This is a genomic window from Bacillus sp. 22483 (genome assembly GCF_052044605.1).
In the GTDB taxonomy this organism is placed as follows: Bacteria; Bacillota; Bacilli; order Bacillales; family Bacillaceae; genus Bacillus; species Bacillus altitudinis.
In genome coordinates this window covers 94573-115493 of the sequence record NZ_JBQENU010000003.1, presented here as the reverse complement: position 1 = coordinate 115493, position 20921 = coordinate 94573, and the positions used below count along the sequence as shown (strand labels likewise).

Sequence of the window (20921 nt, the reverse complement as noted above, 5' to 3'; positions counted from 1 at the left end):
CCTGCTTTCTCCGTTGTTACATACATTTTAACAAAAAGCCGAATCGAATCATAAAAGTTGGCCTTTTTCATGCGATTACGCGTAAGAATGAAGCCCCGCAATCACTAGGTTGACAAAGATGAGGTTAAACATAATGATCGCAAATCCGATTACAGCAAGCCAAGCGGACTTTTCACCATGCCAGCCTCGTGATAACCGAAGGTGGAGATAGGCGGCGTAAAATAAAAATGTAATTAAAGCCCATACTTCCTTCGGGTCCCACCCCCAGAATCTCGTCCATGCAATTTGTGCCCAGATCATCGCAAAAATAAGACCGCCTAACGCAAATACAGGGAATCCTATGGAAACAGCCCTGTACCCAATTTCATCGACTAAATCGAGATTCACCTGTCTTACGAGCGGCTGAAGCAGCGCACTTAGTCGTTTGCGAATGATCAATCTTAGCAGTCCATAAATGATCAGCCCAACGCCAAATGACCACAGCACTGTATTCACCTTTCTACCTGAAAAAACAGGCGGCAGATCAACCGCAGGCTCTAAACGATCTTTTGTGATAAGTTCTCCTTTATGAGGTCCTACTAAGGCAGGAAGCTCATAGACCATGACGCTCTCTTCTTTATTTTTATCTACCCAATTAAATTTCGCTTCATACCCTGTCATTCTAAAAATGGACGTGACAGCGATAAATGCAAGGGTGACCACAATCATAAACATGACCAGCTCTAAGCCAAAGGTTTTCTTCCCCGGTTTTGTTTGATCGACATGCTTCAAAAGAAAAATCACACCTGCCACAAAACTGATCGCCAAAATGGCTTGACCAAGCGCTGCTGTCGTGACGTGAATATATAGCCAATTACTTTGAAGCGAAGGAATCAACGGTGAAATATCCGATGGAAACATGCTTGCATAAGCAATGATTAATAAAGCGATTGGAAGTGTGAATAAACCTAGCACAGACACTTGATAGACAAAATATAAAATAATAAATGCGAGCACCAGCATCATGCCAAAGGCTGTGGTGAATTCAAACAGATTACTGACTGGTGCGTGACCAGACGCGATCCACCTTGAAATAAAATAGCCAAATTGACTCAAAAAACCGATGATGGTGAGCGTTATGCCGATAAGTGCCGCCTTGTTTTTGCGCGGACCATCTTCCTTCTTTTTTCCTTTAATGGCCCCTCCAAAAAAAGGAACTGCCGCTAAATACAATAGAAAAGCTGCAAATAACAGGTTTTCACTGACTGCCGCCATCTAATCCTTCCCCCTTGCTTTTGCTGATACTTGTTGTATCAGGCAGTTCTTTTTGATCCACTGGCTGTTTGATGCCACTGCCATGCAGTAACACCTTGAGATCAGACTTTAAGCCGAACCAGTTTTTGTTTGTATGTCCTGCCACAAACACTTTTCCATCCTTTGCCGACAGCCAGATTCTTCTATGCTGCCAGTACATCCCTTGTACGACACCAATCATAAAGATCATTCCGCCAACAATAAGTACCCAGAGTGTTAAGTCTTTTCGAACCGTTAAACCTGTCACGTTTTTTGTTTCAACCCGGTCAAATTTCATTTTATAAAGATTGTTATCAGAACCCTCTACTGTCTCTTGAATCGCGACAAAACTTTTTTCACCTTTTGGTTTTTCAGGAGAGATCATTTCAAATACGAACGCAGGATTATTCGGATTCCTCGTTTTCGTACTAGGTGTGCCATCTTCGTCAAAATAAAAATCAGGCAAATAACTCATCACCTTGACTTTGTAACCGCTACCAAGATCATATTCTGACTTAGGCTCCAGCAGATTAATCTTTACTGTTCCGAAAGATTTCTCAGTATCTTTTCGAATCAGCTGAAAGACCATTTGATCGAGTTCATTTTGTTTAAAATCCACTTGATATAATGAGAAATTGTCAAACTTAAGCGGTTCATTCACTTTAATATCGTGTTCTGTTACCTGCTTCAGCTTTGGTTTTTCACCAAAAACAACTTCCCCTTCACGTTTGTATAAAACGGCATCGGTTTTATAACTTTTGACGACTTGACCATCGCCAGCCTTTTCAATAGCATTTTCAAAGACTTCTTTTTCTTTTTCAGATTCATAGCGGTCAATTGAAAACGCATTATTCTTTAAGAAGTATTGGCCTCCCGTTCCTGGGATTGGTGCCGTTTCGCCTTCTCTTACCCATAATGTTTCATCCACGTACATTCCTGGGACAAATCGAAGCATGGATCCAATGAGAAATATAATTAATCCAATATGATTGACGTAAGGTCCCCAGCGGGAAAAGCGGCCTTTTTCAGCTAAAATATGTCCATCTTCTTCTCTTACGCGGTAACGCTTTTGTTTCATTTTACTAACGATGCCTTCATATGTATGTTGATCTAATGTTTGATTTGTTTCGCTGAAAAGACGCTGCCTTCTCATAAAACCTTCTTTTTTGACAACCCCTTGATTTTTGAGTGCGCGATAAAGTGGAATCACTCGATCAAGGCTGCAAATCACAAGGGAAATTCCGATAGATGCGACAAGGGCTAAAAACCACCAAGAATTATAAAGATCATGGAATCCAAGGATGTAATATAACTTGCCAAACGACCCATATTGCTCCTCATAATAAGTGGAAGCTGATGCACCTGGCGGAATAAACCGCTCCTGCGGAAAAATAGTTCCTAGCGAAGAAGCTAACAGTGTGATGACAATGAGCCACACACCCACTTTTACGGAAGAAAAAAAGTTCCATACTTTATCAACAATCGTTTTGTTGTATGTTTGCGAGCGTCTTGCACTGCCGTCATATCTCATATCAAGCAGCTTTGATGAATTTTTCTCTTTTGCTGCAATGGGATTCCCGCATGATTCACATAGAACAGTACCGATTGGATTAATATGTCCACACTCGCACTTTACCTCTTTCATTCTATGACCCCTTTGGTTTAATCAAATTCATATATTCATAGACATTACGTTCTGTCATCGTCCCCTTTATGACTTTGATTACTTTGCCTTCAGGATTAATTAAAAATGTGGTTGGCAGCGGCGTAATATCATATGCCTCTGTCACTTGACGATCTTTGTCCATGGCAACAGGAAAATTCACGCCATAAGCATCCATAAAATTCTTCACAGCAATATTGGATTCCCCCACATTCACGGCAACAATTTCGACACCGCGATCCTTGAACACTTCATACTGATTTGCCATATAAGGGAATTCCTGCTTACATGGACCGCACCATGTACCCCAAAAATTGAGAAAGACGCCTTTGCCTTTTAAGTCCTTTAATTCAATCCGTTCCCCATCTACCGATTGAAGGACAAAGTTCGGCGCAATAGATCCTTCTTTGATTTGATCCTGTTTGGCAAATACTGAGTTATACATCGTATAACACAGTGCAGCAAGCATCACGAGGAGAATGCCCGTCCGTATGAAAAATCGTCTTTTCTTCATCTGAAGTACCCCTTCCCCATAGACATTCAGGTAAATTATAGCATTCTCCTTCTTTTGATGCTTCTTCATTTTTTGAAGTTTATGTGAAAATTAAAAAGCGCTTTTCCCATGATCCGCAATCGCTCTTAGGCGTTTTACTTCATGCGGCGTCAATTCTCTGCGATCTCCTGGTCTCATGCCTTCAATATGAAGGAAAGCATATTGCTCTCTTTTGAGTTTTAAAACGTCGTGACCGATTGCTTCAAACATGCGGCGAACCTGTCTATTTCTGCCTTCATGAATGGTTAATTGCACAATACATGTTTGCTTTCGTTTATCAATCGAGAGCATTTTGGCACGGGCAGGTGCTGTTTTTTTATGGTCTAACATGATTCCTTTTTCTAGCTTTCTAAGCAATTCTTTTGAAGGGATGCCTTTTAGTTTCGCTGCATACGTTTTATCAATTTCATATTTCGGATGCATGAGCTTATGAGCAAATTCGCCATCATTTGTAATCAAAATTAAACCGCTCGTATCATAATCCAACCGGCCGATTGGATACAGACGCTGCGGAACATCATCAAAGAAGTCTGTCACGACTTTTCGTCCTTTATCATCCTCGGCAGCTGAAATGACGCCGCGCGGTTTATAAAGCATAAAGTAAACCGGTTCTTCTCTTTCAAGCTTTAAGCCATTGACTTCAATTTTATCTGAAGAGCCCACCTTTACTCCGAGCTCTGTCACTGTTTCACCATTAACGGTAACTCGTCCTTCTTTAATTAATTCTTCAGCCTTTCGTCTAGAAGCGACGCCGGCATGGGCAATTACTTTCTGTAAACGTTCCATTTGTCTTTCACCTCATGTACTATCTTACTTGCTTGGCTTGAAACAAACAAGCATTCGTGGAAAAATAAGCGTTTCATCTGTCTAATTTCAACAAAAAAGCTGTTTTCCATCCACGAAATAAAAAAAGCACCTGATTAGGCGCCGCTAAATAACAAACTGACGATAATAATTGATGCAATGATCCCAATCAGGTCTGCAAGCAGCCCCACTTTCAGTGCATCTCCCATTTTTTTAATACCAACTGCTCCAAAATAGACGGTTAAAATATAAAGGGTCGTATCCGTTGACCCTTGCATAACGGCGGCAAGCTTGCCGATAAAAGAATCTGGACCATAAGTCGCAATTAAGTCTGATGTCATACCAAGCGCCGCTGTTCCTGATATAGGGCGTATCAAAGCAAGCGGCACCACTTCTGTAGGAACACCAATCGCTGTAAACACAGGTTTTAATAACTCCATGACAAAGTCAAGTGCCCCTGATGCTCGGAAAATCGTAATGGCGACAAGCATACCGACTAAATATGGAATGATTGAAAAGGCAATTTGAATGCCTTCTTTCCCGCCTTCTACAAATGTTTCGTACGTCGGTACTTTTTTAATCGTCCCTGCAATCAATATTCCTGCGATGATCAGTGGAATCAAAGCAAGTGACAGCCAGTTAATAAATGCCACAAGATCACCCCCGCCTGCTTCTGCGATAGTGGAAATAGCGATCAATCATAATCGCACCGATACCTGAAATAAGTGTCGCCAAAATGGTTGGGCCTACAATATCTGTTGGCTGATCTGCGCCATAGGTCATACGAATGGCAATGACAGTCGTTGGCACAAGTGTGATAGAGGATGTATTGACTGCTAAAAACGTAATCATAGACCGGCTCGCCTCATTTTTCCCGCCATTTAATGCTTTCATCTGCTCCATCGCCTTAATCCCAAGTGGAGTAGCAGCATTGCCAAGCCCAAAGAAATTTGCCATGAGATTGGACAGAATATACCCCATCGCTGGATGATTCGCAGGAATCTCAGGAAATAGTTTTGAGATAAAGGGCCGGCATAATTTACTAAAGAAATGTAACAACCCCGCTTCTTCTGCGATCTTCATCAATCCTAGCCAGAATACAAGAACACTAATCAACCCAATTGAAATGGTGACCGCTTCTTTTGATCCTTTAAAGACCGCTTCATTCACTTCATGCATCGTTCCGTTAAACATTGCATAGACAAGACCGATGACCGTGAGGAATACCCAAATCAGATTGACCATGAAGATCCGCCTATCGATGTCTGAAAGACAGACTTAAACATTTCTTGAAAGCTTTTTTGGGGCATTCGGTTGCGTTTGTTTTCATAAAAAATGGGGACTTGCTCAATTACCTGACCATCCAGTAAGAACGTCATTTTCCCTACTACATCTGGGATCGCTTCTTTGTTTTTCTCCCATTTCTTTTCAGGCGTCAGCATTTCCGTTTCGATTTCCACTAGTTTTTTCTCATCCTCATTTAGTAAATAGTCCACATCCCGCTTAATAAACGCTTTTTTTTCGTAAAAAGTCCCTTTTAACGAAGCGAGCCTGCCTTTTTCAGCAAGCACATACGTTTTATAGTGATCAAATGCATACTCAAACATTGAGATATGATCCTTCCAGTCATCCGGTGCATTAATCGTCACAGCAATGAGCGCAGCATCTCCTTTTGCAGCTGTGGAGACAAGTGTGCGTTTTGCAAGTTTTGTATATCCTGTCTTCCCTCCAGTCGAATATTGATACAAACCCGTGAGCAGCTTGTTTTTATTTTTCCAATAACCCTCGATTGTTTTTGCTTTATAAAAGGTGGTACCGGCAATTTTTTGATATTGCTGATGCTTCATGGCGTATTTCGTTAAGATTGCCATATCGTAAGCTGATGAATAATGGTTTTTATGATCATCGAGTCCATGCGGATTTTGAAAATTCGTATTCTCCATGCCTAGTTCAGAGGCCTTTTGGTTCATCATAAAAATAAACCCTTCTAAGCTGCCGCCAACATGTTCTGCAATGGCAACAGCTGCATCATTTCCAGAGCGCAGCATGAGCCCGTATGTCAAGTCTTCTAAGCTCACCTTCTGTCCTTCCTTTAAATAAATCGAAGAACCTTCCGCTTGAATCGCACGTTTTGACACTTTGACCATGTCGTTCATTTTTCCTGATTCAATGGCTAATACAGCCGTCATAATTTTTGTGATACTGGCGATTCTTCTTTTTTCGTGCTCGTCCTTTCCAAATAGGACTCTGCCTGACTGTCCATCTATTAAAATGGCGCTTCTCGCACTCACCGATAATGAGACGTCTGCTTGAGCGTGTGAGGAAAAAGGCAGTAAGAGTGTTAATAGAAGAAGGACTGCTGTTCCAATTTTTAAATATGGCATGTTCATTCACGTCCTTGTCCGTTTTGTACAAGTGTATGCGCGGCTGAAAAAGTTATGATGCCTCGTCCATAAAAAAAAGCAACTCTCATGTGAGAGTTGCCTTGTCTTCTTTATACCATTTTCATTTGCTGATGAGATGTTGTATATTCCAGCTCTTCTCTCATCGTTAAAAAATCTTTTTCTAATGAAGAAAACAAACGTTTGACCTCAGCCGATACTTCATGATGGAAAACAATGCAGCTTTTTCCTGTGTAGGCTGAACGGCTATCTTCATACCATGTATCCTTTTTTGGTGTAAAAAATTCTTCAATACATTGATGATAAATACGATGAAGCGTCTGCTGTGCGGCTTGCTGCGGGAATGTCTGCTGCTGCCTGATTTTCCTACAAACCGCCGCGGCATCCTCGCTATAAACTGCAAGCTTCCGCAATGTACTTAATATGTCACAATAATAGGCTTCCGCTTCCGGGTTTAATCGTTTCAAGCTTGATAAGGTAGCTTCGTTCAGAAAATCATTCACTTCAACTGCAACCTTTGATAAAAAAACGCCTGCTTGATCAACTTGAGCCTTTACATTCATATGTGCCATTTGTTTCGTGTTTACCTTCCCCTCATGGCTTTGTCACCATTTTATCTTTCAAATGAAGATTTTAGACCTAAAATCTTTTTTATATTTTATCATACATTTTTCCTTATTTTGAACTATTTTATCTCTTCAAATGTTTGATTGAAGTTTTCAAAAAAGAGATCAGCCTCTTCTTGTACCCCATCTGCTTCCACATTCTCTGGAAGTGGCGGTAATTCATCTAAGGCTTTTAAACCAAATTGCTCTAAAAAGGTAGGTGTTGTCCCATAAAGGATCGCTCGTCCCGGTCCATCGGCACGTCCTACTTCACAGAGCAGTGCTTTGGCAACTAAACTATGCAGCACTCGTTCTGATTTAACGCCTCTGATCTCCTCGACTTCGCTGCGTGTAATCGGTTGTTTATACGAGACAATGGCGAGCACTTCTAGCGCTGCCTGTGACAAACCTTTCGATGGTGTCTCTACTAATTTTTTTAAATATACGCTGTATTCTTTTTTCGTCAGCAGCATATATGAATCTGCATATTCAATGAGCTCAATTCCTCGTTCTTGTTTTTGATATTCTTCCTTTACGGCAGACATAATATCAAGCAACGCTGCCTCATCAACTTCAAGAACAGACATGAGCTGTTTTCTTGTTAAGCCTTCGTCACCTGCTGCATAAAGCAGCGCTTCTAAGATGGCTTTCCAATTCACGATATCAAGCGTCATGAATCGTTTCACTCCCTATGATATAAATATCTTCAAAGTTTCCTTCTTGCTCCAGCATGATTTGATGGCTTTTCATCAATTCGAGAACAGCAAGAAACGTCACGACAAGGTGTTCCTTTTGATCATGTTGAAATAAAGTCATAAAATTGGTTCGCTTTTTTGTTTTTCTTAAATGGTTCATAATCTCATTCATTTTGTCTTCAATCGGGATTTCTTGTCTTGTAATCTTTGATGGTGCTGGTGTTGTTATTTTTTTGCGGTTCAATACCTTTTGGAACGCACCTAACATATCATACACCGTGACGTGTAAGTTTGTGTCCTTCGCTTCTGCTTCTTTTGCAAATTCACTTAAATCACTTGGTGGTTTTGTGAAGGCGTTTTGCCGCTCTTCTTCACGTTCCTTCAGTTCTTGCGCTGCATTTTTATACTTGCGGTATTCAATTAATTTACCAATCAGCTCATCACGAGGGTCCTCTTCTTCTTCCATCAGGTCTTCATCAAACAGCTCTTCCTCTTGTTTTGGAAGAAGCATTCTGCTTTTAATGCTCAGGAGAGTTGCAGCCATCACCAAATACTCACTTGCAACATCCAGTTCAAGCTCCCTCATCGTGTGGACATATAATAAATACTGCTCCGTAATTTTAGCGACGGGAATATCATAAATATCAATTTCCAAACGGTTAATTAAATGTAAAAGCAAGTCCAGAGGACCCTCAAACGAATCTATTTTCACCTGATATTCCAGCATTCTTTTCTCACCATTTCTACTGTCTTCTAAGTACCGTTTTCATCGGCTAACCTTTAGTATAAGACACGATAAAGCTCTCGTCCAATATAATTTCGACCATGAGGCAGCAGGCAAAAAAAGAAAAACAGTGGATTCGCCCATACCAATGAGGGCATTTATACATAGAATACCATTGTAATCAGAACTGATGAAAAAGGAGGCCGTAACATTATGGGAGATGGTTATTACTTCGGCGGAGGATTTGCGCTTATTGTTGTGCTGTTCATCTTGCTGATCATCGTTGGCGCGGCTTGGGTTTATTAAAGAAACAGAGCGTCCTTTCATAAAGGGGCGCTCTTTCTTCTTTTCTTTTCGGTATGTTAGACTGATAGTGGAAAAGGAGATGACCGCTGTGTATCCTAAAGCGTACGTGGCTTTTTTACATGAATTTCATACGACAAGAGATTATTTTGAGTGTCATGAAATTCTTGAAGAATTTTGGAAAGAAGATCCTCCTCATCAGCGCAAAAAGTACTGGGTGGGTCTCATTCAGCTTGCTGTTGCTTTGTATCATCAAAGACGAGGAAATGGAAAAGGAGCAAAACGGCTGATTTCAAACAGCCTTCATATATTAGATTCGGACCGGAACGTACTAACAGAATTAGGTCTTGATGAAGAGGCATTTCTTTTACTGCTGAGAACACTGAAAAAGAAAATCGATGAAGACATGCCCTACGAAAGTGTGATGCTGCCAATCCGAGATGAAACGCTTCTTTCTTTATGCCAAGAGATGGCGGAAAAAGAAGGCTTAACCTTCGGACAGGAGAGCAACTTATCCCATACATTCTTAATTGAAAAGCATAGACTGCGTGATCGGACGGACGTATTGCTTGAACGTGAAAAACAGATGGAACGTAAAAAAAGCAGAGGCATATAACCTCTGCTTCAGCGTGTAGACAAACCCTCGCATTCGGTGTCAGTCCTGCGTGCCGGTGCTCACGAATATCGAATTCGCTCCGCTCCAGTACTCGTCCTTCCTAGACTGCAAAGGTTTCTATCACGCTGAAAAAAAGAAGACAAAGGGCTAAAATCAAGTTCATTTTAGCCCTTTGTCAACAATCTAAAGCAGAGGCATATAACCTCTGCTTTTACATGTGTGATATTTAGTTTGTTTCATTGTGACACTTATGAAAGAAGCCTTGCGTTAATTCATTTGGAATGAGTGTTTTCGTTTTGAATACTTCTTCCACGGCTAATACCATTTCCTTGCCGATGCCTTGGTCACGATGGGACGGATTGACACTAATATGTTCGATTTGTACTTGGTCGTCTGTTTTCAGCACACCAATCGCACCGACGATATCCTCACCATCTTTCCAAAGGAACAGCTGCCGATCTTCATCCATTTCATACGACTTTATCGTCTGCTGAAGCTGTTTGACGTCTTTCTCACCCGGCATAAAGGACAGGAGTCCCATGGCAATTTTTTCAAAAGACCTCTTGTAACGAATTAACATATATACCCCTCAATATTAAAATTATCCTATTTTCCAGCAAATGTCTTATGAATCACTTGCTCATCACACATTATAAACACTTTTAGGTTGTTTTTAAACTCTTTTTCATCAAATTAACGAAACGTTCGATTTAGGTTGGCCATTTCAATAGCCGCTGCAGCCGATTCACTGCCTTTATTTCCAGCCTTTGTACCGGCTCTTTCAATGGCTTGTTCAATAGATTCTGTTGTCAGTACACCAAAGATAATCGGCACCCCTGTTGAGATGGCACTTTGTGCGATTCCTTTAGCCGCTTCATTACAAACATAATCGTAATGTGATGTTGCCCCGCGAATCACGGTTCCAAGTGTAATGACTGCATCATATTTTTTTGTTTCTGCTAGTTTTTTTGCCATATACGGAATTTCAAAAGCCCCCGGCACCCACACGACATCAATATCGTCACCGTTTGCTCCGTGTCTGAGCAATGTATCTTCTGCTCCATCTAGCAGTTTGCTTGTAATAAAATCATTAAATCTAGCGACGACGATTCCAAACTTTAATCCTTCTGCTACTACATTCCCTTGTATTGTATTCATATGTTCATCATCCTTTTTTGTGATTTTTATTTTGTTTTCATTGTCGTTGTTTGCTTGTTTATATATGCCTGCAACGCTTCAATCGTCAGCATCTTTAAATCGTGTTCTTTTTGAATTTTTTGTAGTTCGGGTACGCGGGCCATGGTTCCATCTGCATTCATAATTTCACATATGACACCCGCTGGCACTGAACCCGCAAGTTTAGCAAGATCAACGGCTGCTTCTGTATGACCTGGTCTTTCTACTACGCCTCCCTCTTTCGCAATAAGAGGGAAAACATGACCTGGGCGGGCAAAATCTTCTGGTTTTGACTCTTTATTTAACATGGCCAAAATGGTCGTTGAGCGCTCAAAAGCACTTATACCAGTTGTCGTTGACGTATGGTCGATGCTCACTGTAAATGCTGTATGATGTGCATCCGTATTTCGCTCGACCATGGGATGCAGATCCAAGTGTTTCGCAATCGAGGCATGAACTGGTGTGCAAATAAGACCTCTTCCATGTAAAGCCATGAAGTTAATGACTTCCGGCGTTGCATGCTCAGCAAGTGCCACAAAGTCTCCTTCATTTTCTCTGTCTTCATCATCTACTACGATAATGATTTCTCCTCGTTTCAGGGCATTTACTGCCTCATCAACTGAATGATACATACAATCGCCTCCTAGAATCCGTGCTCTTTTAAAAATGATGGGGTTAATCGTGATGGCTGCTTTTCGTTTTGCTCTTTTGTTAAAAAGCGATAAATGTATTTACCGATCATGTCACATTCAATATTTACTACATCCCCCATAGATTTAGTCGGGAAAATAGTTCCTTCAAGCGTATGTGGAATGATAGAAACTGTCACATGAGCATCTCGTAAATCGAAAATAGTCAAGCTGACGCCGTCTATTGCGATCGATCCCTTTTTTGTGAGCATATCTGTGAGGGTCTTGTCCATTTTCAAATCATAGTAAATGGCATTACTCTTCTTTTCTACACGGGTAATCACAGCCGTTCCATCAACATGGCCTGAAACAAAATGACCGCCGAATCGTCCATTTGATGACATCGCTCGCTCTAAATTCACTTGGCTACCTGGTGCAAGCTGATCAAGTGATGTCGCTTTGACCGTCTCAGGCATCACATCTGCCGCAAACTGTTCTTTTGTGAAGCTTGTGACAGTGAGACAAACGCCATTGATGGCGATACTATCGCCTAGGTGAACATCTTCTAGTACACGACTGCACTTGATGATAATTTCCATGGCATCTGCGGATCTTTTGCTCAATGACTGGACTGTACCCACTTCTTCAATAATCCCCGTAAACATGTGATCCTCCCTTTCTCTTTCTTTTGTATTTCTCACTTTATGAAAAAGCGATGTTTGGGACATGTGATCGATTGAACACCTTCGTCGCTTTTTATGGTCCATACAAGGTAAATGAGGGATCACCTAATAAACACTGCATGCGATGACTATATTGACATACAGAAAGCCCCGGAAAAATTCCGGGGCTGTGGTTTTTTTGCATTAGAAATAAAACTATGATCAACACATATTTTTTGTTCATACATAGCTTTCGTTATCCTTCTCCCATCCAGACTTTCACTGTCGGCTTCAGCTTCTCACTGAATCAACCGTTAATAAATTAACGGGTCACGGGCTGTAAAGCATTTGCTTTATTACCGTCGGTCGGGATTTTCACCCTGCCCCGAAGGATACAATCGATATTTAGCTGTCCTTAGGGGCTATTATAGCGATCCTTGTGGTCAAATGCAACAATCAAGATTTATCACCTGTTCATAAAAAAAAGCCTCCCTATAGGAAAGGAGACTTGTTAATTGACGACTTTTACTACTTTTATAAGACCGTCTATTCTTTTTTCATTACTAAAGTATGCTTTAATACGATCGCCTTTTTTCAGATCGGCCACATCATCTTCAAATTTCTTTCCGTTAAAAATGATTTTCGTGCCATTTTTGGCTTGACCGTAATACTCATCACCATCAATTTTTGTAATGGTATATTCATAGATGGTGTAATCTTTATCATTATTCGTTAAACTTTCGCCAATGGCTGTTGGCACATCTTCAATTTTCATGCCATTCATGTATAAATAACCTGCGCCTAAACAAAGCAGTAAAACAAATAAGATTGCGATTTTTAATTTGATTTTCCCCATATTTAGAACCTCCATCATCTGCACTTCGCCTATTTGTATGTTCTATTCCTTCTTTTGATGAAATAAAACCAAAAAAGCTGATTTTCATTAATGGTTACTTATATAACGATTCAAGTGGACTTTTGGTTCCACCTTTTCATCATTACATATGATACGAATATGCGTTCTTTATTAAGGGGGTCTTTTTTCCTCTTTATCTGTTAGCAGGGTGAACAAGAAAAACGAGCTTTTTGATTATATTCTTTTCTCTAATGCGAATAGATCTTCCTCTAACAATTGAGATCTTTGAACAGCGATATTTCGGCTGTCACGAACCCCTTGATTATAATAGTAGCTTCCAAGATGTTTTGTGATAAATTCTAATATATTGATGGCTGCTAATTCACCAATCTCCTCTTCTCGTTCTTCAGCAAAGTAACGCTGAATGGCAATCATCATCTGGTTTTTTTCTTCTTTTGTTAATGGTTTCAAAGTATCTCCTGCTTTCTTTCAGCATGATCACACGCTTTTTAGATGTGCACTTTCACTTATTTTTAGAGCTACATATGGTGACACTCACGAATACGAATGTTTGTTCCCTTATCATATCACAAAAACGTGTCCATCACACCCTAAAAGAAAAAGCGTGCTTTAATCAATGGATCAAAATACGCTTTCTTTATATAGACTATTTATTTCAATATGGATAGTATCGTCGCTACAGAATGATCTACAAATGAACGCTCTGGGCGAGATTTCATGAGGACTGTAAGTCCAATAAAAGAAACAACCAGCGCCTGTGCTAAGGCTTTGGCATTCAGACTGCTTTCGAGCTCACCCGAGCGAATACCTTGTACAATTTTTTCTTCAAAAATGACCGAAAGATACATCTGATGCTCTCTTGTAAGAATTTCAAATTTCTCTTCGTGGGGGGCAAGCTCGACTATTGTATTGATGCAGAAGCACCCTTTACTCGGCCCATTTCCATATTCCTCTTCTACTAATTCAGCAAATAATATATGAAATGCTTCCTTTACAGATAGATTGTTTTGAAGTTTTGTTCGAATGTGGGCAGCATGCTGAGTTGTATATTTGCGTAATGCCGCTTCAAACAATTCCTCTTTATCACCGAACGCTGAGTATAAGCTTGGCCGCTGTATTCCCATTTTTGCAGTTAAGTCGCTTAATGTAGTCGCTCTATACCCCTTCTCCCAAAAAAGCAACAAGGCCTCATCCAACACTTTTTCCTCATCAAATTCCCGTTGTCGAACCATTATCAACCCTCATTTCTATCATAAAAATCTCTTCACTAAATCAATCATCTATTTCTTATAAGGATTTTTTACTCATCGGTATATTATCATTTTATTTTATTGACGTATCATTGTCAAACCGACTGCCCCTCTCAAGATCTTCACTACATCATCTTGACTTTAAAACGTTTCTCTGGTTATCCTTAACAGGAATCATTTTATACCAAACAGTATATTATACTATTTAGTACAAAAAGAGAGGATGACATGCATGAAAAAAGAAAAAATGAATGCCGTTGAACATTCTGATCTAGAAACGACTCATTTACAAATAAACACCCGATCAACGATGACTCGCAATATGGCTCTACTGTTTTCGACAGCCTCAGGGATGGCAGTTGCAAACATATACTTTGCACAGCCATTATTAGACTCCCTCGCAGCCGAGTTTGGTATCAGCTATTCATCCGTTGGTATGGTCATTATGATTACTCAGCTTTGTTATGCGCTAGGACTGCTACTGATCGTACCACTTGGTGATCTGTTCAACCAACGGCGGCTCATCGTAGCTCAAATGCTAGTATCCGTGTTATCTCTCATTCTAGTCGGTATCGCCCCTACCGCCACCGTCCTGTTCATAGGACTAGCTGCGGTGGGACTGCTCGCTGTAGTCACTCAGGTACTCGTAGCATTCGCAGCGACATGGGCCTCTCCTGAAGAACGTGGCCGCATAGTGGGCTTGGTTCAAAGTGGAATTGTGATTGGTATTCTTCTCGCACGAACGTTTGCTGGTGTACTAACCGATCTCGCCGGCTGGAGATCAGTCTATCTCGTTTCCGGCGTGATGATGCTGATCATAACTGGCGTGTTGTACCGGTATCTTCCGCGTGCTGACAGCAAGAGAGTCTCCATATCCTATGTGAACTTGCTCGCTTCAATGTTTATATTGTTCAGACAAGAACGAATTCTACTTATTCGTGGCGTACTGGGTTTTCTGATCTTTGTTGTGTTTGGCACGCTGTGGACTTCACTTGTGCTGCCTCTCAGCACTACGCCATACAATCTGTCACATACGGCAATTGGTGCATTTGGCATTGCTGGAGTTACCGGAGCATTAGGTGCCGCTCGAGCTGGAAGCCTTGCTGATCGAGGCTTAGGACAGTTAACAACGTGCATCGCCCTTGTCCTATTACTCTTTTCATGGTGTTTTATCTTTTTCACTGAATATTCCCTCATTTTATTAATCGTTGGTATAGTCATTCTTGACCTATCTGTGCAGGCCGTTCATGTGACCAATCAAAGTATGATTTTCATGGTCCGGCCTGAGGCGAGAAGCCGGCTGACTGCTGCTTATATGATTTTTTATTCCCTCGGCAGTGCGCTCGGTTCTATTGTATCAACTAACATATACGCAAACGCTGGCTGGAATGGGGTATGTTTATTTGGAGCCTCTATCAGCGCCTTAGCCCTTTTATATTGGATGATCACCTACCGCTTCACGGCACAGATCACAGGAACATCAGATGTAAAATAAAAAAACACCGCAATTAAGCGGTGTTTTGGATTAAGCATCGATCACTTCGACTTTTTCCATGCCTTGTCCTTGTTCCATATCAAGAACAGCTTCGATACCAGATGTTACTTTGCCAAAAACAGTGTGAACACCGTTTAAGTGCGGCTGTGGGTCATGTACGATAAAGAATTGGCTGCCGCCAGTGTCTTTACCAGCGTGTGCCATTGATAATGAACCTCTCTCGTGCTGATGAGGGTTTCCTTCTGTTTCACATTTAATTGTGTAACCAGGTCCTCCAGTTCCATTACCGTTTGGATCGCCACCTTGGCTTACGAACCCTGGGATCACGCGGTGGAATTTCAATCCATCGTAGAAGCCTTCATTCGCTAATTTTTCAAAGTTTGCTACTGTACCTGGAGCAGCCTCTGGGTAAAGTTCAAACTCAATTTTCTTTCCATTCGTTAATTGTATGTATCCTTTTTTCGCCATTTTTCACATTCTCCTTTCAGGTTAAACAACGCTCATTATAGCACATTTTCGGTGATGTTAAACATCCCCTGCTTGTCGAATGTGATTTACCTCTTTTGCCATCATTGATAAAATAAAAGAGCTTGATCCTTTTCTCCTAAGGAAATGATCACAGACTGAGCAAATCACTTCATCATATTGGAGGTTTCAAACATCTTTAAAAGAAAATTGAAACGTCAGACTGATTTGTTACGTCTATATGATGGAGTACGATTCAAATCATGTACTCAAAAGATGAGTTTCTCACCATCGAGAAACGCTTTCGACTTGAAGGAGGTCAACATGTTTAAAAAAACAATGCTTGGTATGATGGCAGCGCTCCTTTTACTGATTGGTGCGCCAAAAGTCAGCTTAGCGGATGCAGCTGTCGGCGATGTCATCGTCACACTCGGGCAAGACTTAACACCGGCTGATCGCCAGAAGGTGCTTGACGAGTTGAATCCACCTGAAAATGCGACAAAAATTGAAGTAACCAATAAAGAAGAGCACGAATATTTAGGAAAGTATATCCCTCGTTCTTCTATCGGGACGAGAGCATTATCATCTTCATCCATCACCATTGAAAAATCAGGTACGGGTCTGACCGTGGATACACATAACATTAAGACCATTACAGATGAGATGTATTTAAATGCTTTAATGACCGCAGGCGTGAAAGATGCAAAGGTTGTCGTGACGGCGCCGTTTGAAGTATCTGGTACAGCAGCACTGACAGGTCTATTAAAAGCCTATGAAGTGTCAAGCGACAAAGCCATTCCTGAAGATGTGAAACAGGTGGCAAACGAAGAACTTGTAACAACATCTAAACTGGGAGACTCTATTGGAAAAGACAATGCCTCTGCCCTGATTGCAAAAATCAAAGATGACATTGCCAAAAATGGAGTTCCTAAAACAACAAAAGAAGTGGAAGAAAAAGTAGATCAAGCCGCTTCTGATTTGAACTTAAATCTAACGCAAGACCAAAAAGATCAACTTGTCTCTCTCTTTGATAAGATGAAAAATATCAATATCGATTGGAAACAAGTCGGATCTCAAATTGATAAAGCAAAAGACAAGATTACAAAATTCATAGAATCAGATGAAGGGAAAAACCTTCTACAGAAGATTTGGGATTTCTTTGTCTCCATTTGGAACGCGATCGTTTCTGTATTTACTGGTGGAAAATAAATGTCATAGAAAAAGCTGCCTGATGATCAGGCAGCTTTTTTTAAGTCGATGATTTCACTTTTGATTGATAAGGTAAATCCAATTTGACAATGTCCTCATATGTCTCACGCTCAACGACAAGCTGCGCTTCCCCATCTTCTACAAATACTACAGCCGGGCGAGGGATGCGGTTATAGTTGTTTGACATGCTGTAGCCATAAGCTCCTGTACAAAAGACAGCTAACAAGTCTCCCTGTGATAACTCTGGCAGATCAATATCCCAAATGAGCATATCTCCACTCTCGCAGCATTTCCCTGCAATGGACACAGTTTGATCATGCGTTTGACTCATTTTATTGGCGCTTGCTGCTTCATATTTTGCTTGATATAAAGCAGGTCGAATGTTATCACTCATTCCGCCGTCAATGGCTACATAATCGCGAATGCCAGGTACATGTTTTGATGAACCAATCGTATAAAGAGTGGTTCCCGCATCTCCAACAAGTGAGCGGCCTGGCTCAATCCAAATTTCAGGCATCTCAAACTCATAGCGGGCTACATTTTCTTTCACCGCTTGAATAATTTTCTCCACGTATTCAGTTGCTGGAAGTGGTTCGTCCTCTTCTGTATAACGGATGCCAAAGCCTCCGCCTAAGTTCAGCACTGTGGAAATAAATCCAAATGATTCTCTCCATTCATCCAGCTTCAAGAAAATTTTATCTGCCGCAAGGACAAAACCAGCTGTATCAAAGATTTGAGAGCCGATATGACAATGAACACCTAAAAGCTCGATCACTTCTGATTCAAGTACTTGTTTGACCGCTTCGTCTGCTTGTCCATTATGAAGATCAAAACCGAATTTTGAATCTTCTTGACCTGTTGTAATATAGTCATGCGTATGTGCTTCAACGCCCGGCGTGATGCGGAGGAGTACATTCACCTGTTTTGATAGCTCTTGCCCAAGCTGTTCAATGAGGTTGATTTCATAGAAATTATCAACAACAATACAGCCGATTCCATGCGCTAATGCCATCTTTAATTCTTCTCTGCTTTTGTTGTTACCATGGAAATGAATTTTTTCTACTGGAAACCCGGCACAAATGGCTGTGTGCAGCTCCCCGCCTGAAACGACATCAAGTGATAAGCCTTCTTCTTTTGCCAGCTGGAACATGGCAATAGAAGAAAACGCCTTACTCGCATATGCCACCTGAGCCTTTAGTTCTTCTTCAATAAATGCTTTCTGAAAGCTTTTTGCACGCTCCCGTATTAAAGCCACATCATATACATAAAGTGGTGTCCCATACGTTTCAGCTAAAGAAACGGCATCAACACCACCAATTTCTAAATGTCCGAGTTCATTTTGTCTGCAAGTGCCGTGTAAATACAATGTCATTCCCTCTTTCTCCGCCTCGGCTGAAAAAAGACAGCTGCACAAGCTGCCTTTTGCCGTTTCTCAAAGTTAAAAATACAATATCACAATCTTCAGCCACTTTCAACGAGCGTTAAGAATTTGGCGGAATTTTTGATCTGTTCTGAGGGTGAACGATGCTCGGCCTTACTTTTGAGCCAGGAACAGACGTCCGAATGAGCACTTGCCACAAAGCCTTTCCATTAAAAGGAATAAACGGCCACATATAAGGCGTCTGTAAGGAACGAATGGATGTTAAATAAATAAGTAACAGCGTAAAACCGATGATCAGTCCATTCAGCTTAAAGATCGCTACTAGTGCTAATATGATCAGTCGGATGATTTTATTAGCGACACTCAGTTCATAACTTGGAGTGGTGAATGTGCCGATGGCTGCTAGCGAGACGTATAATATGACCTCTGGTGTAAATAAACCGACATCAATTGCAATTTGTCCAATTAAAACGGCTGCAATCAAACCCATGGCAGTCGACAAGGCGGTCGGCGTATGAATCGCCGCCATTCGTAAAAATTCCACCCCAAAATCAGCAAGGAATACTTGGAGAATGACAGGGATATGAGAAGGTTTGTTAAATCCAATATAGCTTAGATTGTCTGGCAGAAGATTCGGTTCTAGAATAAAAAGAAACCAGATCGGCAAAAGAAAAGTAGAACATAAGATGCCTAAAAAACGCACCCATCTTAAAAAAGTCCCAACCGCTGGCGCCTGGCGGTATTCTTCAGCATGTTGAACGTGATGAAAAATAGTGGTTGGTGTAATGATGACACTAGGGGATGTATCCGTAATGATGATGACATGCCCTTCTAATATATGGTTAGCGGCTACATCTGGGCGCTCGGTGTATCGCACAAGCGGGAAGGGATTATATCCTTGCTTAATGATAAATTCTTCTATTGTTTTATCAGACATCGTCAGTCCGTCAACTTTAATCCCAGACACTTCTTTTTCGATAATATCAACAAGATCAGGGTCAGCTATGTCTTCAATATAACAAACACAGACGTCTGCTTTAGAACGCTCGCCTACTTTAAGCATTTTGTATCGCAGTTTTTCATCCCGCACTCTTCTGCGAATGAGTGCTGTGTTCACAATGATGTTTTCAACAAAGCCGTCTCTTGCACCTCTGACAACCTTTTCTGTATCCGGTTCCTCCGGCATTCTGCCAGGGTAGCTCCTGACGTCAATAATAAATGCGTAATTTTCACCTTCGACAACGACTGCCACAAGTCCAGACAACACTTGATCCACTGCTTCATCAAGTGTTTCAACTTTTGAGACTTGCTGATTGACAAGACGGTTTTCTACCACACGTGCAAGATCATCTGATTCAGGTTCGTTGTCATTGATTTCAATCAGTTCTTTTAATAAATAGATCACATATTGTGTATCACATAATCCATTTACATAGTAAAGCTGGATTTCCTGATCATGGACATAAATTTTCCGAACGCCAAGGTCAAAGCTGAGACCCATCCCGACATTGTCTTTGAAAAAATCTTCATTTTTCTTCGGATCTCGGTACACGTGTACCTTGTCTTTCTTCATGGAAACCGCTCCTTTCTAAAATTAATTCGACTGCCTTCATTGTGATGGGGGACCCTTTGCTTAGATCATCTTTCCGTCCCATCTTGCCAATATCTCCAATGCCGACAACAATCGGAAGCTGTAGTGAATCGAGACAATACACTGTATCTCCACTCATTTTGTGTGGTTCCATTTCTGGAAGTCCATGTTTGTCAACGCCGTATTCTGTCAGTTCACCTTCCCGGTCAATGGAGACATGTACCTTTGTCCATTCCGCTTGATGGGTTTTAGATGCCACCGCAATGGCGCCAATCACTTCAATTTCAGGGTGACGTGCTACGTGCTTCATCGCCGTCTCCCCTGTTCCTTCACCTGTTAGGCCAGAATCATCAAACATGACAAACACTGGGTCATACGGCGTTTTTAAAATCATCTGGACCAGTTCTGGTCCTGTTCGTTTGCTCGGATTCCCTTTTGAGCTGGAAATACATCTTCCGCCGACTTTCTTTGCGACAAGCTCAATCGTTTTGGCAGCATATATATCTCCATCTGTCACTAAAATGACTTTGCGTCTTTGCCCCATATTAG

General features: G+C 41.2%; 25 protein-coding genes and 1 riboswitch. Of the genes, 4 read left to right on the top strand and 21 right to left on the bottom strand.

Annotation, left to right across the window (positions count from 1 at the left end; genetic code table 11):
* Positions 1-75: 75 nt before the first annotated feature.
* From ccsB to ACTJJQ_RS05920, 10 genes are all read right to left on the bottom strand, one after another.
* Positions 76-1254 (bottom strand): c-type cytochrome biogenesis protein CcsB, encoded by a 1179-nt coding sequence (gene ccsB / locus ACTJJQ_RS05965; RefSeq protein ID WP_440600023.1) that lies wholly within the window; start codon positions 1252-1254, stop codon positions 76-78.
* Positions 1238-2917: a cytochrome c biogenesis protein ResB gene (gene resB / locus ACTJJQ_RS05960; RefSeq protein WP_216894641.1), complete on the bottom strand. Its 1680-nt coding sequence runs from the start codon at positions 2915-2917 to the stop codon at positions 1238-1240. The genes ccsB and resB overlap by 17 nt, the downstream gene beginning before the upstream one ends.
* A gap of 1 nt (position 2918) precedes the next feature.
* Positions 2919-3449, bottom strand: a complete 531-nt coding sequence (gene resA, locus ACTJJQ_RS05955) for a thiol-disulfide oxidoreductase ResA (protein WP_017359780.1) — start codon at positions 3447-3449, stop codon at positions 2919-2921.
* 90 nt (positions 3450-3539) lie between these two features.
* A complete protein-coding gene (gene rluB / locus ACTJJQ_RS05950) occupies positions 3540-4274 on the bottom strand; it encodes a 23S rRNA pseudouridine(2605) synthase RluB (RefSeq protein ID WP_007501012.1) in 735 nt (244 codons plus the stop codon).
* A 134-nt stretch (positions 4275-4408) separates the two neighbouring features.
* A complete protein-coding gene (locus tag ACTJJQ_RS05945) occupies positions 4409-4945 on the bottom strand; it encodes a spore maturation protein (RefSeq protein WP_017359781.1) in 537 nt (178 codons plus the stop codon).
* A gap of 4 nt (positions 4946-4949) precedes the next feature.
* Complete coding sequence (locus ACTJJQ_RS05940) at positions 4950-5537, bottom strand: nucleoside recognition domain-containing protein (protein ID WP_007501015.1); 588 nt, start codon at positions 5535-5537, stop codon at positions 4950-4952.
* Positions 5525-6676 carry a D-alanyl-D-alanine carboxypeptidase family protein gene (locus ACTJJQ_RS05935; protein WP_017367523.1) on the bottom strand — a complete coding sequence of 384 codons (1152 nt, stop codon included), beginning with the start codon at positions 6674-6676 and terminating at the stop codon, positions 5525-5527. The genes ACTJJQ_RS05940 and ACTJJQ_RS05935 overlap by 13 nt, the downstream gene beginning before the upstream one ends.
* A gap of 110 nt (positions 6677-6786) precedes the next feature.
* The gene (locus ACTJJQ_RS05930; RefSeq protein WP_017367524.1) at positions 6787-7266 is read right to left on the bottom strand and encodes a YpuI family protein; all 480 of its coding nucleotides are present in this window, start codon (positions 7264-7266) and stop codon (positions 6787-6789) included.
* Positions 7267-7379: 113 nt separating this feature from the next.
* On the bottom strand, positions 7380-7973 hold the full coding sequence (gene scpB, locus ACTJJQ_RS05925) for an SMC-Scp complex subunit ScpB (protein WP_008344462.1): 594 nt from the start codon (positions 7971-7973) through the stop codon (positions 7380-7382).
* Positions 7963-8721 (bottom strand): segregation/condensation protein A, encoded by a 759-nt coding sequence (locus ACTJJQ_RS05920; RefSeq protein ID WP_440600022.1) that lies wholly within the window; start codon positions 8719-8721, stop codon positions 7963-7965. The genes scpB and ACTJJQ_RS05920 overlap by 11 nt, the downstream gene beginning before the upstream one ends.
* Before the next feature lie 210 nt (positions 8722-8931).
* Between ACTJJQ_RS05920 and ACTJJQ_RS05915 the strand changes: the two genes are divergently transcribed.
* Positions 8932-9024, top strand: a complete 93-nt coding sequence (locus tag ACTJJQ_RS05915) for a YjcZ family sporulation protein (protein ID WP_008359694.1) — start codon at positions 8932-8934, stop codon at positions 9022-9024.
* Positions 9025-9112: 88 nt separating this feature from the next.
* On the top strand, positions 9113-9637 hold the full coding sequence (locus ACTJJQ_RS05910) for a DUF309 domain-containing protein (protein WP_072367786.1): 525 nt from the start codon (positions 9113-9115) through the stop codon (positions 9635-9637).
* A gap of 226 nt (positions 9638-9863) precedes the next feature.
* On the opposite strand, the gene ACTJJQ_RS05905 is transcribed toward ACTJJQ_RS05910, so the two are convergent.
* The 7 genes from ACTJJQ_RS05905 to ACTJJQ_RS05875 form a co-directional block, all read right to left on the bottom strand.
* The gene (locus ACTJJQ_RS05905) at positions 9864-10217 is read right to left on the bottom strand and encodes a GNAT family N-acetyltransferase (protein WP_017359785.1); all 354 of its coding nucleotides are present in this window, start codon (positions 10215-10217) and stop codon (positions 9864-9866) included.
* Positions 10218-10330: 113 nt separating this feature from the next.
* Entirely contained in the window at positions 10331-10795 is a 465-nt protein-coding gene (gene ribH, locus ACTJJQ_RS05900) for a 6,7-dimethyl-8-ribityllumazine synthase (protein ID WP_007501031.1), read from the bottom strand.
* A gap of 26 nt (positions 10796-10821) precedes the next feature.
* Complete coding sequence (gene ribB / locus ACTJJQ_RS05895) at positions 10822-11445, bottom strand: 3,4-dihydroxy-2-butanone-4-phosphate synthase (RefSeq protein ID WP_017359786.1); 624 nt, start codon at positions 11443-11445, stop codon at positions 10822-10824.
* An 11-nt stretch (positions 11446-11456) separates the two neighbouring features.
* A complete protein-coding gene (gene ribE / locus ACTJJQ_RS05890; protein ID WP_026050106.1) occupies positions 11457-12107 on the bottom strand; it encodes a riboflavin synthase in 651 nt (216 codons plus the stop codon).
* 252 nt (positions 12108-12359) lie between these two features.
* Positions 12360-12501, bottom strand: a riboswitch (FMN riboswitch).
* 114 nt (positions 12502-12615) lie between these two features.
* On the bottom strand, positions 12616-12960 hold the full coding sequence (locus tag ACTJJQ_RS05885; protein WP_008344451.1) for a hypothetical protein: 345 nt from the start codon (positions 12958-12960) through the stop codon (positions 12616-12618).
* Between the two features lie 234 nt (positions 12961-13194).
* A complete protein-coding gene (locus ACTJJQ_RS05880) occupies positions 13195-13431 on the bottom strand; it encodes a DUF2164 domain-containing protein (RefSeq protein ID WP_017359788.1) in 237 nt (78 codons plus the stop codon).
* 200 nt (positions 13432-13631) lie between these two features.
* Positions 13632-14213, bottom strand: coding sequence for a TetR/AcrR family transcriptional regulator (locus tag ACTJJQ_RS05875; RefSeq protein ID WP_242730628.1), 582 nt, complete (start codon positions 14211-14213; stop codon positions 13632-13634).
* Positions 14214-14463: 250 nt separating this feature from the next.
* On the opposite strand from ACTJJQ_RS05875, the gene ACTJJQ_RS05870 reads away from it, so the two are divergent.
* Positions 14464-15726, top strand: a complete 1263-nt coding sequence (locus ACTJJQ_RS05870; protein ID WP_440600069.1) for an MFS transporter — start codon at positions 14464-14466, stop codon at positions 15724-15726.
* Between the two features lie 30 nt (positions 15727-15756).
* On the opposite strand, the gene ACTJJQ_RS05865 is transcribed toward ACTJJQ_RS05870, so the two are convergent.
* Complete coding sequence (locus tag ACTJJQ_RS05865; protein WP_007501040.1) at positions 15757-16194, bottom strand: peptidylprolyl isomerase; 438 nt, start codon at positions 16192-16194, stop codon at positions 15757-15759.
* A 321-nt stretch (positions 16195-16515) separates the two neighbouring features.
* On the opposite strand from ACTJJQ_RS05865, the gene ACTJJQ_RS05860 reads away from it, so the two are divergent.
* Complete coding sequence (locus ACTJJQ_RS05860; protein ID WP_008344446.1) at positions 16516-17400, top strand: DUF1002 domain-containing protein; 885 nt, start codon at positions 16516-16518, stop codon at positions 17398-17400.
* A 40-nt stretch (positions 17401-17440) separates the two neighbouring features.
* Here ACTJJQ_RS05860 and lysA read toward each other — a convergent pair whose 3' ends face one another.
* From lysA to ACTJJQ_RS05845, 3 genes are all read right to left on the bottom strand, one after another.
* Positions 17441-18766 (bottom strand): diaminopimelate decarboxylase, encoded by a 1326-nt coding sequence (gene lysA, locus ACTJJQ_RS05855; RefSeq protein ID WP_440600068.1) that lies wholly within the window; start codon positions 18764-18766, stop codon positions 17441-17443.
* Between the two features lie 115 nt (positions 18767-18881).
* Positions 18882-20354 carry a spore germination protein gene (locus ACTJJQ_RS05850; protein WP_007501043.1) on the bottom strand — a complete coding sequence of 491 codons (1473 nt, stop codon included), beginning with the start codon at positions 20352-20354 and terminating at the stop codon, positions 18882-18884.
* Entirely contained in the window at positions 20308-20916 is a 609-nt protein-coding gene (locus ACTJJQ_RS05845) for a stage V sporulation protein AE (RefSeq protein ID WP_035702864.1), read from the bottom strand. Before ACTJJQ_RS05845 ends, ACTJJQ_RS05850 begins: the two co-directional genes overlap by 47 nt.
* Between the last annotated feature and the right edge of the window lie 5 nt (positions 20917-20921).

Bases quoted from the DNA above. Each gene is read 5' to 3' on its own strand.
- ribB (WP_017359786.1), bottom strand. From the start codon at position 11,445: ATGTATCATTCAGTTGATGAGGCAGTAAATGCCCTGAAACGAGGAGAA.
- ACTJJQ_RS05860 (WP_008344446.1), top strand. From the start codon at position 16,516: ATGTTTAAAAAAACAATGCTTGGTATGATGGCAGCGCTCCTTTTACTG.
- resB (WP_216894641.1), bottom strand. From the start codon at position 2,917: ATGAAAGAGGTAAAGTGCGAGTGTGGACATATTAATCCAATCGGTACT.
- ccsB (WP_440600023.1), bottom strand. From the start codon at position 1,254: ATGGCGGCAGTCAGTGAAAACCTGTTATTTGCAGCTTTTCTATTGTAT.
- ACTJJQ_RS05845 (WP_035702864.1), bottom strand. From the start codon at position 20,916: ATGGGGCAAAGACGCAAAGTCATTTTAGTGACAGATGGAGATATATAT.
- rluB (WP_007501012.1), bottom strand. From the start codon at position 4,274: ATGGAACGTTTACAGAAAGTAATTGCCCATGCCGGCGTCGCTTCTAGA.
- ACTJJQ_RS05870 (WP_440600069.1), top strand. From the start codon at position 14,464: ATGAAAAAAGAAAAAATGAATGCCGTTGAACATTCTGATCTAGAAACG.
- scpB (WP_008344462.1), bottom strand. From the start codon at position 7,973: ATGACGCTTGATATCGTGAATTGGAAAGCCATCTTAGAAGCGCTGCTT.
- ACTJJQ_RS05915 (WP_008359694.1), top strand. From the start codon at position 8,932: ATGGGAGATGGTTATTACTTCGGCGGAGGATTTGCGCTTATTGTTGTG.
- ACTJJQ_RS05935 (WP_017367523.1), bottom strand. From the start codon at position 6,676: ATGCCATATTTAAAAATTGGAACAGCAGTCCTTCTTCTATTAACACTC.
- ribE (WP_026050106.1), bottom strand. From the start codon at position 12,107: ATGTTTACGGGGATTATTGAAGAAGTGGGTACAGTCCAGTCATTGAGC.
- ACTJJQ_RS05930 (WP_017367524.1), bottom strand. From the start codon at position 7,266: ATGGCACATATGAATGTAAAGGCTCAAGTTGATCAAGCAGGCGTTTTT.
- ACTJJQ_RS05865 (WP_007501040.1), bottom strand. From the start codon at position 16,194: ATGGCGAAAAAAGGATACATACAATTAACGAATGGAAAGAAAATTGAG.
- ACTJJQ_RS05850 (WP_007501043.1), bottom strand. From the start codon at position 20,354: ATGAAGAAAGACAAGGTACACGTGTACCGAGATCCGAAGAAAAATGAA.
- resA (WP_017359780.1), bottom strand. From the start codon at position 3,449: ATGAAGAAAAGACGATTTTTCATACGGACGGGCATTCTCCTCGTGATG.
- ACTJJQ_RS05905 (WP_017359785.1), bottom strand. From the start codon at position 10,217: ATGTTAATTCGTTACAAGAGGTCTTTTGAAAAAATTGCCATGGGACTC.
- ACTJJQ_RS05885 (WP_008344451.1), bottom strand. From the start codon at position 12,960: ATGGGGAAAATCAAATTAAAAATCGCAATCTTATTTGTTTTACTGCTT.
- ACTJJQ_RS05940 (WP_007501015.1), bottom strand. From the start codon at position 5,537: ATGGTCAATCTGATTTGGGTATTCCTCACGGTCATCGGTCTTGTCTAT.
- ACTJJQ_RS05920 (WP_440600022.1), bottom strand. From the start codon at position 8,721: ATGCTGGAATATCAGGTGAAAATAGATTCGTTTGAGGGTCCTCTGGAC.
- ACTJJQ_RS05875 (WP_242730628.1), bottom strand. From the start codon at position 14,213: ATGGTTCGACAACGGGAATTTGATGAGGAAAAAGTGTTGGATGAGGCC.
- ribH (WP_007501031.1), bottom strand. From the start codon at position 10,795: ATGAATACAATACAAGGGAATGTAGTAGCAGAAGGATTAAAGTTTGGA.